Source organism: Leucobacter sp. G161 (assembly GCF_001482305.1).
Taxonomy (GTDB): domain Bacteria; phylum Actinomycetota; class Actinomycetes; order Actinomycetales; family Microbacteriaceae; genus Leucobacter.
In genome coordinates, this window is the sequence record NZ_LOHP01000089.1 from 1 (window position 1) to 13,468 (window position 13,468).

Here is a 13,468-nt window from a genome sequence, read left to right on the forward strand (position 1 = left end):
TTCCGGCTTCGGTGACCCAGTTGGTGAAGGTGTATCCGTCACGGGTGGGTGTGGTGTCGGGTTGTGTGGCGGTGTCGCCCCCGACGACGATCTGAGCAGGGAAGTCGCCGGTGCCGCCGGCGAGGTCAAAGTCCACGGAGTACTCGTGCTCTAGCGCAAGCGTCATAATGCCTTCGAGGTACTTCGTGCCAGTGCTGTTGAAGAGCGTGTGGGTATACACGAGCTCGTCCTTCTTGGCGAGCTCGGCTGCATCCCACGTGATCGTGAGTTCGAGTGACGCCGGGTTCCAACTCGTTACTCCGCCAAACGGCACAAAGGAGTCAACTACTGGTTGCCGTGAGGGAATCCCCGTGAGCTGCATGTCGCGGACCGGATGGGTGTACGTGACAGTGCCTTCACCCGCTTTGATCCGGAGGACGTCATGGTTCTCCATGTGCGCTAGCTGCACTGGGAAGGCTCCCTGGACCAGCTCGCTGAAGTCGTAGACCGCGGTGCTGCTGAGCCCGAGGTTTCGCAGGCTTGTGAGCTGACTGATGCCTTCGATACTTGTCAGACCGAGGTTTCCATTGAAGCTCATCGCCTCAAGGGTCAGCCGTTGAAGCACTGGTTCGATCGAGGTGATAGTGTTCCTGAACTCAGCGGAGCTTTCAGTGGTGTTAAAGTCGAGGTCGCTCAAGACGGGGGCCTGCACGATCTGTGCAAATTTTGCGTCGTCGATTCGTGCGGCTCGAGCCTCGACTAGTTTCAGGTTGGATAGACCAGCGAAAACCTCGAAGCCACTCTCGAATGGATTGAAACCTCCCCAGAACTCGGAGAGTCCACTGCCGGCAAGCCCGGAGACGTCGGTGATCCGATTCGACATCACAACGAGCTCGTCCAAAGCTGGGAACGCGGCAGCGCCTGCCAACGTTGTGAGCTTGTTGTCTCTGACATCGATCTTCGTCAGCCCAGTGAGCGGGGCGAGCTCTTCGAGGGACTCGAGTGTGCTTCCCCGGAGTGCGAATTGCGTAATGCTCTCAAGCTGTTCCGTTGTCGGTACGTCTGTGACGGCCAAATTGAGCTCAGACGCAACGTATGCCGCGACAGGCGTTCTTGGAAAGAGCTCTGTGATGGTTTCCCCATCTGCGTGTGCCGCTGCCGGAGCCAGGAGAGTACTGACAAGCGTTAGTACGCCAACGGTGGCTCCGAACCCGGCAAATCTGCGTTGCTTCATGTTCCTCCCTAGCTAGGCGCGGCATGCCGCGGAGGGCTCAAGCCCTGTTCCCAATGTAATTCGAATTCGTTTAATTGGAAATACCTATGTGGAAAAGGATGAAATATATGACGAAGACGAACTCTGGCGGCTTCCATCCATTCACTGGACCTGCCCGGGTAGTGCTGGCATCGTGGCTCGGGAAACTACCGCACGCTCAGTAAGTACACCGCCACCCGTGCGACAGCGGGATCCGCATCCTGCTTGAGCTCTGCAAGCAGCCCGAGCGGTGCCTCACCTGACAATTCACCCAGCGCCTGGGTGAGTCGCGAACGGGCTGCCGAGGTGGTGTCTGTCGAGGCAAGGGCTGCTGAGACCCCTGCGAGGATTTCGCCGGCGGCCCCAGAGTCCTCGGCAATACTGCCAAGCGCCTGGGCTGCCTCGACATCGCGTGCGCCACGCGCAACCAGTGCGATGAGTGCTCCGATCGCGACCGGCGCTCCACGGCGTCCAAGCTCGAGAGCAGCGGCCTCGCGAATTTCGAGGACCGGATCAGTGAGGAGAGGCGCGATGAGTTCCGTTGCATCCGGCCCGTCGAACTTCGCGACGACAGCGAGGGCGCGTGCGCGCCGCGCAGGGTTTGAGCCGGCGAGCTCAGGTACGAGGGCCTCGGGGCCATCTACGGTCCGGAGAAACGCCCAACGAAGCGCGCCAGTCGCGTTGACCTCTGGCTCGTCGAGCAGTGCCGCGAGAAGTGCGCTTGGCGGTGCGCTGGGGCCCGCTCCCAGCCCGAGCGCAGCCCGTTGACGTTCCCCTGCAACTGGTGAGCTCAGTCCACGCGCCAGCCGGACGGTCTCGAGCGCCTCGTCCCAGCTGGCGGGGTCGGCCGCGTCGAACCTCTCCAACCGAGCCAGGAGCCGGCGCTCCTGGTCGAGTCGTTGCGTGCTTGCGGTGATGAGATCGGCGATGAGGTCTTCGGGATCCGCGCCAGTCTCGGCGAGCGCATCTCCTGCCTGCCGAAGCGTGAGCCCCAACGCGCGGAGCGCCTCGACCTTGAGCAGCCGCCTGAGATCATCCTCTGCGTACTCTCGGTACCCGGCGCTGCTGCGCTGCGTGGGGCTGACGAGGCCGAGTTTGTCGTAGTGGCGCAGCATGCGCGCACTCACCCCCGAGCGGCGAGCTGCTTCACTGATGCGCACGTGAGGCTCCAGAGTACGCGGATGCCAGCTGCCGTGCCTCAACTGGGTCGAGCGCAAAAGCAGCGTCGGGATCGGCGAGGAGGCGCTCGGTGGCGCGGACGTGGGCAATCACGGGCGCATCGGCTGCGGCCAGCGCGTCTCGGAGTGCGGTGGCGAGTGGTGCGCGTGCGTCCTCGTCGAGGGCGACGAGCGCACGACTCAAACTGCGATGCATCTGCCGATCACCACGGCCCAGTTCACGTACCAATTCCACGGCCAGATCGGTGCGCTGCTCAGCCGGCACGACAGTCACACCAGCACGCCAGGCCGAGCGCGCGACCTCATCATGTTGCGCGTGGAGGAGTGCCGGCGTGATCTCGCTCCAGGCGCGTGAATCCCCAAGCTTCGAGATCGTATGCAGGGCCTGGCTCAGGGCGCCCGGCGAAGCAGAGCGAAGTTCTGCGATTATGAGCTCAAGGACAAGATCACGTGGATGGTGGATCAACGCCCATGTCAGCATTTCGCGAACCGCAAAGTCAGACTCGACTGCGCCGCGCGCGACCAACGGGGCGACGTAGCTTCGGGCTGGGGTCGACCCCGCCGTCATTGCGGCCTGCAATCGCACGGAGCTATCGGGCGAAGCCAGCGCTGCCGTGAGGCGCTGCGCTTGGCCGGGAATCTTAGGGTACATAGAGGTCTCCTTTCGGAATCACTCAACACCTTCGCACTGTGTCAAGGTCAAACGGAAGTATTCCGCCCCATTCGCCGAGGTCGTGCAAGGCGCTACGATTGCCCCATGGCCTTTGCGAAAGCGCTCCTCGTCGCGGCGATACTATTCGCAGTCGTGGCGGGGATCTACACCCGTGTCCGATTGTGGATCCGGCGACGAAACGAGGACGTGCGCTAAACCGCAACGCCCCGGTTAGACTGCCTGCATGACTTTCGATCTCGCAGCACCGCAGCTGCGCGCGGCAGCGGACGCGCAACCGTGGCTGGATCCAGCACGCTACTGGGACGCCCTTGACCAGGCGACACGGGGACACTCCGCCCCGGTCATTGCGCTCAGCGTAGAGGCACTGAGCTACAACGCACACGACCTGCTGCGGCGAGCGGGAGGGCTTTCCATCCGCGTCGCGTCAAAGTCGGTCAGGGTGCGCGAAGTGCTCGACGCGGTGCTCGCGCTGCCGGGGTACTCAGGAGTGCTCGGCTACTCGCTCGCCGAAGCGGTCTGGTTGAGTGAGACGATTGACGACATCGTGGTCGCCTACCCGACTGCGGATCGCGCTGCGATCGCAGCGCTCGCTGCTGACCCGCGTGCCGCCGAGCGCGTCACCCTCATGGTGGACAGTGCCGAGCAGCTCGATCTCATCGACTCCGTTGTTGCGCCGTCGAAGCGACCCAACATTCGGCTGTGTCTGGACTTTGATGCGTCCTGGCGCAGCAAGGCCCTCGGGCATATCGGGGTGTTCCGCAGCCCGATCCACACCGCCACGGGACTGCGGGACTTCGCGCAGCACATTCTTGGCCGCCAGGGCTTCACCATTGCAGGGGTGATGTCGTACGAAGCGCAAATCGCGGGGGTAGGCGACGACCCCGTCGGCAAGCCCGCTGCAGGCGTGGTGATGCGCGCGATGCAGCGGGCCAGCCACTCGGAACTCATCGAACGGCGCGCGGAGGCCCTGGCGGCAGTTCGCGAGATCGTCGACCTCGAGTTCGTGAACGGGGGAGGGACGGGATCGATCGAACGAACCGTCGCTGAGGGGAGCATGACCGAGGTCGCCGCGGGCAGTGGCCTCTTCGGACCCCACCTCTTCGATAACTACCGAGACTTTAGCCCGGCTCCGGCGGTCGCATTCGCGCTTGACGTCGTGCGGAGGCCGAACGCCGAGACAGCAACGCTGCTCGGCGGCGGGTGGATCGCATCGGGCCCAGCGGGCGCCGACCGACTGCCGCAGCTTGTCTGGCCCGAGGGGCTGCGCTACGCACCCCGTGAAGCCGCCGGCGAGGTGCAGAGTCCGGTGGTCGGGGCCGCGGCCTCGCGCATGCGACCGGGCGACCGGGTCTGGTTGCGGCACACGAAATCGGGCGAACCAATGGAGCACGGCAACGCAGTCGTGCCAGTCACCGGCGGTGTTGCCGGCGAACCACTGCTCACCTACCGCGGAGAAGGGAAGTGCTTCCTGTGAGCCGACGCTGGCATAACTGGGCTCGAACCGAGTCGTCGATGCCCGCGACGGAGGTGTTCCCGCGCACGGCACAACAGGTCGTCCAGGCGGTCGAGCGTGCACGCGACACCGGCCATACGGTCAAGCCGATTGGCGCCTCGCACAGCTTCACGGGGCTCGGCGCGACCGACGGCATTCGCCTCCAGCTGCACCGTATGCGGGGCCTCGTCTCCGCCGATGTTGCAGCTGGGCGCGTGACGCTCTGGGCAGGGACGCACCTCTGGGAACTCCCGCAGATCCTTGGACCACTCGGGCTCGCGCTGGCGAACATGGGCGACATCGATAAGCAGACCATCACGGGCGCGACGCAGACCGGTACCCATGGCACCGGCCTGGGCCTCGGCGGGCTCGCGACGACCGTGGTCGGCGCGACACTCGTCACCGGGACCGGAGAACTCCTCACGGTCTCGGAAACAGAGAATGCCGAGCTGCTCCCGGCGGTTGCGCTCGGGCTCGGCGCGCTCGGCGTGCTCGTGACCGTCACGATCCAGTGCGTACCGCGGTACCTGCTCCACGCCGTCGAGGCACCCGACTCGTTCGACGCGGTGCTCGATAGCCTGCTTGAACGTAACCGCGCGGCTGACCACTTTGAGTTCTACTGGTTCCCTCACACGACCGGTGCGCGCACGAAGACCAACACACGCCTGCCGATTGACCCGGATCTCGGCCCTGCCGGTAGCGGAGCACGCCCGCTCGGGGCGGTATCGCGCTACGTCGATGAAGAGTTCATGAACAACGCCATGCTGGGAGCCGTGGTCGGCTTCCAACGTTGGGTGCCTGCGGCTACACCGAAGATCAACCGCGCGGTGCAGACCGTATCGAGCGCCCGCGATTACATCGACGAGTCACACCGGGTGTATGTCACGAATCGGCGCGTGCACTTCCGTGAGATGGAATATGCACTGCCGATCGAAGCCGTGCCGACGGCGCTGCGGGAGCTCCGCGATCTCATCGAGCGACGCAAGTTTAAGGTGTCGTTCCCGATTGAGGTGCGCGCTGCGGCTGGCGACGACCTTATGCTCTCGACAGCACACGGTCGTGAGAGCGGGTACATTGCCGTGCACCGGTACTGGCGCGACCGCGACGACGCGTATTTCCGCGAAGCGGAGGCGGTGCTCGCCGCGCACGATGGGAGACCGCACTGGGGCAAGATGCACACGCTCTCCGCCAGCGACCTCGCCGCGCGCTACCCGCGGTTCGACGAGTTCCTTGCCGTGCGTGACCGGCTGGATCCGGACCGGGTCTTTGCCAACCCGCATCTTAACCGCGTCTTGGGGGAGTGACCGCCGCCGCCTGGCTCACAGCGATTTCATGACCTCCCACGCTAGTATTCAGCTATGTCAACCGGATTGGTCATCACGCTCATCGCCGTAGCTCTCGTCGTCGTTGTCGTGGGCTACCTGTGGATCACCTACAACTCCCTTGTGACCCTGCGAGTGCGGGTCGAGGAAGCGTGGAGTGATATCACGGTGCAGCTCAAGCGCCGCGCAGACCTCATTCCCTCCCTCGTGGAGACAGTGAAAGGGTACGCAGCGCACGAGCAGGGTGTGTTCGACTCCGTGACCAAGGCACGCGCTGAGACGATCTCGGCGCAGAGCCCGGCGGAGGCCTCGGTTGCAGAGAATCACATGCAGTCCGCGCTGAAGAGCATCTTCGCCGTCGCCGAGGCCTACCCGCAGCTGCAGGCCAGCCAGAACTTTCTGCAGTTGCAGTCGGAGCTTGTCGACACGGAGAACAAGGTGCAGGCGGCACGCCGTTTCTACAACGGGGGCGTTCGCGAGCTCAACACCAAGATCCAGGTCTTCCCAAACAACCTGCTCGCAGGTCCGTTCGGGTTCACCCAGCGTGACTTCTTTGAGGTCGATGACGCGGCGGCTATCGCTGAGCCCCCGCGCATCCAGTTTTAACGCCGTGAGGCGCGGAAGGAGCTCGCGTGTATAGCGCCGTTCGCCGCAACAAGATCAACAGCGCGCTCATCATCCTGCTGTTTCTCGGCATCGTGGGTGGGCTTGGCTGGCTCGCGTCCTCGATCTACCAGTCGCCAGGGATCGTCATAGCCGTTGTCGGCTTCGCCATCGTCTACGCGCTGATCCAGTACTTCATGGCGGGCAAGCAGGCCGTCTCGATGAGTGGCGCCGTGCAGATCGGGCCGAACGACAACCCTCGCCTGTATCGCGTGGTTGAGAACCTTGCGATCACCACCGGTATGCCTATGCCCGAGGTGTACATCGTGCAGGATCCGGCGCCGAACGCGTTCGCTACCGGGCGTGATCCTGAGCACGCGATCGTCGCCGCGACCACGGGGCTGCTCGACATCATGACCGACGCCGAGCTCGAGGGCGTTATGGCCCACGAACTCGGTCACGTTCGAAACTACGACATCCGCGTCTCGATGATCGTCTATGGGCTGACCGTTGCAGTCGGGATGATCGCTGACATGCTCATGCGCATGGCGTTCTTTGGGCGCAATAACAGCAACAACAACCCCGCCGTCATGATCTTTGGCCTCGTCGCGATGCTCGTTGCCCCGCTCGTTGCGAGCATGGTGCAGCTCGCGGTGTCCCGTCAGCGCGAGTACCTCGCCGACGCGACCGGTGCACTCACCACCCGGCACCCGGAGGCGCTCGCGAGCGCGCTCCACAAGCTCTCTGAGTACGGTCGACCGCTGCAGAAGCAGCAGTCGAGCATGGCACACCTCTGGATCGCGGATCCACTCAAGCCGGGCATGATGCAGCGGCTCTTCGCGACGCACCCCCCGATCCCCGATCGCATCCGACGACTGCTCGACATGGGCGGCAAGATGTGACCTCGCCGTAATAGGCGTAGGGTAGGGGATAGTCAAAGGGGGTCATCAGCTTAGTGTCAAGCACGTTCCGCTCCCTCTCCATCCGCAATTACCGGATTTGGTTCTTTGGGGCGTTCATCTCGAACGTGGGGGCATGGATGCAGGCCACCACCCAGAACTGGGTGGTGCTGACTGAGCTCACCGACAACAACGCGTCTGCGGTCGGCATCACCATGGCCTTACAATTCGGCCCGCAGCTGCTGCTCGTGCCGTTCAGTGGTGCGGTGGCAGATCGCTTTGACCGGCGCAAGGTGTTGCTCATCACGCAGACCCTGCTGATGTTGCTTGCCGCGGGGCTCGGGACCCTACTCGTCTCAGGGCAGGCCGAACTCTGGCACCTGTTCTCGTTTGCGCTGGGGCTCGGCATCGTGAACGCGTTCGACTCGACGTCGCGACAGGCATTCGTCTCCGACCTCGTGAGCAACAACCAGCTCTCGAACGCCGTCGCGTTGAACTCTGCGTCCTTCAACTCGGCCCGTCTCGTGGGCCCGGCAGTTGCGGGTGTGCTCATCGCAGCCATCGGCTCCGGGTGGGTCTTCATCATCAACGCGGCGTCATTCCTTGCGATGCTCGGCGCGCTCTCGATGATCACGACGACGCATGTTCCCGCCCCGAAGGGGGACAAGCGCGAGTCGCAGCTCAGACAGCTCTCCGCCGGCTTCCGCTACGTGATGCAGCGCAGGGACATCCTCGTGATCTTCATCATGGTGTTCCTTGTCGGTGCCTTCAGCATGAACTTCCCGGTGATGTCGTCGACGATGGCCGTCGAGTTCGGGAGGGGAGCTGCGGACTATGGGCTGCTGTCATCCATCCTCGCGATTGGGTCGCTCACGGGCGCCCTCCTCGCTGCGCGTCGGCCAGCCGCGCGGATGCGCGTCGTCAGTATTTCGGTTGGCGGCCTCGGTATCGTCAGTCTGCTCGGAGCCGTCATGCCGACGTACTGGCTGTTCGCCGCTACCCTCGTGTTCTTTGGCTTAGCGACCTCGACCATGCTGACGACGGCGAATGGCTTCGTGCAAACGACATCCGACCCGGCAGTGCGGGGGCGTGTGCTGGCGCTGTACATGGCGATCCTGATGGGCGGTACCCCGATTGGTGCGCCGCTCGTGGGCGCTGCCGCGGACGCGCTCGGCGCGCGCGCAACGTTCGTGATCTCGGGAGTCGCTGCACTCATCGCCTTTGCGATCGGAATGACCTGGCTGATGTCAGACCGCAAGCTGCGTGTCACGTGGGACCGCGGCTTCCACGTCACGCATGCTGGCCGCCCGAATCTCACAGATAGCCGGACACAGCAGGTGGAAACGCTCACTGCACCCCTTGACGTGTTGCGCCGCGAACCCGAGGTCCCCGACGCGCTTGAAGCGAACTGGGATTCGGCACCCCAGGAGGCGCCGGCGACGACTGGGATTATTCCACTGCCAAAGCCGAGTATTCCACCGGAAGACGAGGATCCGCGGCTCCACGGAGGGTAGGCTAGGAGGCGATGTGCGGGCTTACCCGCGGAACCCCTCAACCACTGGAGCGAGATACTCGTGAGTGACTTCATGTCTGCCCAAACCCGTACCGAAACGGATTCGCTTGGCAGCGTCGAAATACCCGCATCGGCTTACTGGGGCGTGCACACCGCGCGTGCCCATGAGAACTTTCCGATCGCCCGTCGGCCGATCTCCGTCTACCCGGATTTCATCCGCGCATTCGCGTGCGTGAAGCAGGCTGCGGCACGCGCAAACCTCGAGATTGGTGCGCTCGATGAGCAGCGCGCAACGCTCATCGACCGTGCGTGTGAAGAGATCAAGACTGGCATGCTGCACGACCAGTTCGTCGTCGGCGTTGTCCAGGGCGGTGCCGGGACCTCGAGCAACATGAACGCGAACGAGGTCATCACGAACCGCGCGCTCGAGCTCGCCGGCCACGAGAAGGGCGACTACGCCTTTATCAACCCGAACGATCACACGAACCACAGCCAGTCGACGAACGACACCTACCCGACCGCGATCAAGGTCGCGCTCGCGTTCTCGCTCACCTCGCTGCTTGAGGAGATCGCGCTGCTGTCGGACTCCTTCGCCGCGAAGGGCCGTGAGTTCTCGCACATTATTAAGGTGGGGCGCACCCAGCTGCAGGACGCCGTACCGATGACGCTCGGCCAGGAGTTCAACGCCTTCGCCGTGACGCTCCGCGAGGACATTGAGCGACTGCAGGACGCCGTGAAGCTCCTCGGCGAGGTGAACATGGGTGCGACCGCCATCGGCACCGGCATCAACGCACCGAACGGTTACAAGGAGTCCGTGATCCGCCACCTGCGCGAGATCACCGACCTCAACCTCGTCACCGCTGGAGACCTCGTCGAGTCGACGAGCGACACCGGCGTGTTCATCACCTTCTCAGGCGCGCTCAAGCGTTCCGCGATGAAGCTCTCGAAGATCTCGAACGACCTTCGCCTGCTCTCCTCTGGCCCGCAGGCTGGCTTCGGCGAAATCAACCTCCCGGCCCGCCAGGCTGGCTCGTCGGTCATGCCGGGCAAGGGGAACCCGGTGATCCCCGAGGCTGTCTCGCAGGTCGCATACGCGGTGGCCGGCTCTGACGTCACCGTGTCGATGGCGGTCGAGGCCGGCCAGCTGCAGCTCAACGCCTTCGAGCCGATCATCGCGCACTCGCTGTTCCAGTCGATCCTGTGGCTCGAGCGCGCGTGCCAGACGCTGCGCGTGAACTGTGTCGACGGCATCACCGCGAACGAGGATCGCCTCGAAGACATGGTGGCCCGCTCGGTGACCGTGATCACCGCGCTCGCTCCGGTCATCGGCTACGCCGAGGCTTCGAAGCTCGCGAAGGAGGCCCTCGCCACCAACGCGAAGGTCTCCGAGCTCGTGATCTCACGCGGTCTCCTCGACCAGGCACAGCTGGATGATATTCTGCAGCCGTCGAAGCTCGCTGGCCTGGCTCCGGTGACCGACGTGATTCCGGTCGTCAAGATCGAGAAGCCCGGCGCGATCGCTGAGGACGACACCACCGACGCGTAACCTCTCAACGACAAAGGAGCCCGGCACCTCGGTGCCGGGCTCCTTTGTCGTACGGGCCTGCGAGGCGGAAAGCGCCGCGCAGCCGACCCGTGCCTAAATCTGAACGCAGTGCGTTGTTACCGCACCGATCTTCTCGATCGTTACGGTTACCTCGGTGCCCTCAACGAGGTACAGCGGGGGCTTGCGCGAGCGGCCCGCTCCGCCGGGGGAGCCGGTCGAGATCACAGTTCCTGGGAGGATCGTGAGCGACTGCGAGATCGAGGAGATGAGCTCGGCGACCGATCGAATCATGAACTCGGTGGTCGAATCCTGCACGCGCAGCCCGTCCACGTCGGTCGCGATATGCAGCACCTGCGGGTCAGGGATCTCGTCGGCGGTTACGACGACCGGGCCGATGGGGGTGAACCCGTCGAACGACTTGCAGCGTGACCACTGCGGCTCCGAGAACTGGATGTTGCGCGCAGTGATGTCGTTGATCGCCGTGTAGCCGAAGACGTAGTCGAGGGCTTCCTCAGGCGTGACATTCTTTGCTGCGCGACCAATGACCACGCCGAGCTCGCCCTCGTAGTCGACCTCTTCGCTCAGGCGCGTTGGCAGTTCGACCGTCGCGTTGTGTGCGTTGAGCGAGTTCGGGAAGAGCGTGAAGAGTACCGGGCCCGAATCGTTATCGCGCGCGAGCTCGCTCGCGTGCTCGTCGTAGTTGAGCCCGACCGCGAGGACTACCGGTGGGTTGATCACTGCCGGCGCATACGTCGCGTCGGCGGGGGAGAGCCCTGCCGACGCGGGAAGAGTCTCGAGAGCTGCGCGGATGCGCTTGAGCGCGTCTGGGCCAGCTTCAACGAGCTCCTGCAGGGTGTCAAAGGCTTCACCGAGCTCGCGTACGGCGACGAACCGTTCACCCCGCTCAACATAAAGTTCTGGGGCTGAAGCTGATCCGGGGGTCAAGTGCGCAAATCTCACATCCCTAGGCTACCGGGCTTTGGGTCCGGAACGGTTATCGCGCCTCGCCTAAGATGTGCTTCCGCAGCTGTGTGTAACCCCGGAGAATCGCCAGCGGGGTTCCCCTCTCAGCGAACCTCATGGTGAGCGCCCCGCCGATCAGTCAGAATGGCCCCATGACAGATGCACCGCTCACCAAACCAGAAATCGATGCACCCGAGGGGCCAGCACCCTCCGAAATCGAAATCGTCGATATCGTTGTCGGCGACGGCGCCGAGGCTGCCGCAAGCTCGACCGTCGACGTCCATTACCTGGGCGTCGAGTATGACTCCGGCGAAGAGTTCGACTCCTCATGGAGCCGCGGCGAGTCCGTGAACTTCCCGCTCAAGGCCCTTATCCCGGGCTGGCAGCTTGGCATCCCCGGCATGAAGGTCGGTGGACGCCGCAAGCTCACTGTGCCGCCCGCACAGGCCTACGGCGAGACCGGCGGCCACCCGCTGTCGGGCAAGACGCTCATCTTTATGATCGATCTCAAGGGTGTCAGCTAAGCCCTGAAAACCGCGATAACGGTATCGCTTTGCGCTCGGGGCACACACGCCCCGGCGCAAGGTGGTACCGTTTTCCTGTTCAGTAAACACTCAGGAACAGGAGCGGTTCGTGTCAGAGGCCTCACAACAGAAGGTGAAGGAGCGGGGCTTTCTTGACCGCTATTTCGAGATCACCAAGCGCGGTTCGACGATCGGAACCGAGGTGCGCGGTGGTCTCGTCACCTTCGTGACGATGGCCTACATCGTCATCCTCAACCCGATCATCCTGTCGGGTAAGGAAGACATCGCGGGCAACATGCTCGACTTTGGCCAGGTGAGCGCGGTCACCGCCCTCGCCGCCGGTGTCATGACGATCCTCTTCGGTATCGTCTCGCGGCTGCCGTTCGCATTCGCTGCGGGACTCGGCATCAACGCCTTCCTCGCATTCTCGGTTGTCCAGGAAGTCACCTGGCCCGAGGCAATGGCAATCGTCATCATCAACGGTCTGCTCATCGTGCTGCTCGCCGCCACCGGCCTGCGCCGTATGATCTTCGACGCCGTTCCCGTGCAGCTCAAGCTCGCGATCACCGTGGGCATCGGCTTCTTCATCGCCTTCATCGGCTTCGTGAACTCGGGCTTCGTTGACGCGACCGGCCAGTCATCGCCGCCCGTGGGCCTCGGCCCGGCGGGTGTCGGCTTCATCACCACCGTCCCCACCCTCATCTTCGTTGTGACCCTCGCCCTCACCGGCATCCTCGTCGCGAAGAAGGTCAAGGGCGGCATCCTCATCGGCCTCATCAGCGGCACGATCATTGCGGTCATCGTCGAGGCGATCTGGAAGATCGGCCCGAAGTTCGGTGCCGACGGATCACTCAACCCCGGCGGTTGGAGCCTCACCGAGCCCGTGCCCAGCGGCAACCCGTTCGCGGTGCCCGACCTCGCGCTTGTTGGCGCTGTGAGCTTCGACTTCGGCAAGGTCGGCCTGGTCACCGTGATCATGCTCGTCTTCACGCTCCTGTTCACGAACTTCTTCGACGCGATGGGCACGATGACCGGCCTGTCCCGTGAGGCCGGCCTGGCAGACGACAAGGGCAACTTCCCCCGCATTAAGTCGGCGCTCGTCGTCGAGGGCATCGGCGCGGTTGTCGGCGGCGGCACCTCGTCTTCGTCGACCACGGTGTTCGTCGAGTCGGGTGCTGGTATCGGCGAGGGCGCGCGCACCGGTCTCGCGAACGTCGTCACGGGTCTCGTGTTCCTGCTCGCGATGTTCTTCACCCCGCTCACCGAGATCGTTCCGACCGAGGTCGCTGCTGCGGCGCTCGTCATTGTCGGCGCGATGATGATGTCCCAGATCTCGCACATCGATCTCACCGACTTCCGTGTGCTGCTGCCCGTGTTCCTCACGGCAGCGGTGATGCCGCTCAGCTACTCGATCGCCAACGGCATCGGTGCGGGCTTCGTCTCGTGGGTCCTCGTGCACGCGTTTACCGGCAAGGCGAAGCAGGTGCACTGGCTGCTGTGGATCGTTTCGGCAGGCTTCGTGAT

The 13,468-nt window shown here is 63.9% G+C and carries 12 protein-coding genes; 8 read left to right on the forward strand and 4 right to left on the reverse strand.

All coding sequences use genetic code 11. From position 1 onward, the window contains the following. The 3 genes from AUL38_RS15565 to AUL38_RS15575 form a co-directional block, all read right to left on the reverse strand. Positions 1-1,213, reverse strand: a 1,213-nt coding sequence (locus AUL38_RS15565; protein WP_083506960.1) for an InlB B-repeat-containing protein, incomplete at its 3' end; no start/stop codon positions are given. 185 nt (positions 1,214-1,398) lie between these two features. Continuing rightward, entirely contained in the window at positions 1,399-2,391 is a 993-nt protein-coding gene (locus AUL38_RS15570) for a MerR family transcriptional regulator (RefSeq protein WP_153006630.1), read from the reverse strand. Further along, the gene (locus AUL38_RS15575; protein ID WP_059063554.1) at positions 2,378-3,061 is read right to left on the reverse strand and encodes a HEAT repeat domain-containing protein; all 684 of its coding nucleotides are present in this window, start codon (positions 3,059-3,061) and stop codon (positions 2,378-2,380) included. The genes AUL38_RS15570 and AUL38_RS15575 overlap by 14 nt, the downstream gene beginning before the upstream one ends. A gap of 244 nt (positions 3,062-3,305) precedes the next feature. Here AUL38_RS15575 and AUL38_RS15580 point away from each other — a divergent pair, with 244 nt between their 5' ends. The 6 genes from AUL38_RS15580 to AUL38_RS15605 all read left to right on the forward strand — a co-directional run bounded on the left by AUL38_RS15580 (position 3,306) and on the right by AUL38_RS15605 (position 10,457). Next, positions 3,306-4,556 (forward strand): alanine racemase, encoded by a 1,251-nt coding sequence (locus AUL38_RS15580; protein ID WP_059063555.1) that lies wholly within the window; start codon positions 3,306-3,308, stop codon positions 4,554-4,556. Then, positions 4,553-5,878: a D-arabinono-1,4-lactone oxidase gene (locus tag AUL38_RS15585; RefSeq protein WP_235590755.1), complete on the forward strand. Its 1,326-nt coding sequence runs from the start codon at positions 4,553-4,555 to the stop codon at positions 5,876-5,878. Before AUL38_RS15580 ends, AUL38_RS15585 begins: the two co-directional genes overlap by 4 nt. Positions 5,879-5,932: 54 nt before the next feature. Beyond that, positions 5,933-6,502, forward strand: coding sequence for a LemA family protein (locus AUL38_RS15590; protein ID WP_059063558.1), 570 nt, complete (start codon positions 5,933-5,935; stop codon positions 6,500-6,502). A gap of 26 nt (positions 6,503-6,528) precedes the next feature. Further along, positions 6,529-7,401 carry a M48 family metalloprotease gene (locus AUL38_RS15595; protein ID WP_059063560.1) on the forward strand — a complete coding sequence of 291 codons (873 nt, stop codon included), beginning with the start codon at positions 6,529-6,531 and terminating at the stop codon, positions 7,399-7,401. A 53-nt stretch (positions 7,402-7,454) separates the two neighbouring features. Beyond that, entirely contained in the window at positions 7,455-8,912 is a 1,458-nt protein-coding gene (locus AUL38_RS15600) for an MFS transporter (RefSeq protein WP_059063562.1), read from the forward strand. A 72-nt stretch (positions 8,913-8,984) separates the two neighbouring features. Next, positions 8,985-10,457, forward strand: a complete 1,473-nt coding sequence (locus AUL38_RS15605; protein ID WP_059063574.1) for an aspartate ammonia-lyase — start codon at positions 8,985-8,987, stop codon at positions 10,455-10,457. A gap of 93 nt (positions 10,458-10,550) precedes the next feature. Here AUL38_RS15605 and AUL38_RS15610 read toward each other — a convergent pair whose 3' ends face one another. Further along, entirely contained in the window at positions 10,551-11,417 is an 867-nt protein-coding gene (locus tag AUL38_RS15610; RefSeq protein WP_059063564.1) for a fumarylacetoacetate hydrolase family protein, read from the reverse strand. 155 nt (positions 11,418-11,572) lie between these two features. Between AUL38_RS15610 and AUL38_RS15615 the strand changes: the two genes are divergently transcribed. Beyond that, the gene (locus tag AUL38_RS15615; RefSeq protein ID WP_059063566.1) at positions 11,573-11,944 is read left to right on the forward strand and encodes an FKBP-type peptidyl-prolyl cis-trans isomerase; all 372 of its coding nucleotides are present in this window, start codon (positions 11,573-11,575) and stop codon (positions 11,942-11,944) included. A gap of 109 nt (positions 11,945-12,053) precedes the next feature. Beyond that, positions 12,054-13,468, forward strand: a 1,415-nt coding sequence (locus tag AUL38_RS15620; protein ID WP_059063569.1) for an NCS2 family permease, incomplete at its 3' end; no start/stop codon positions are given.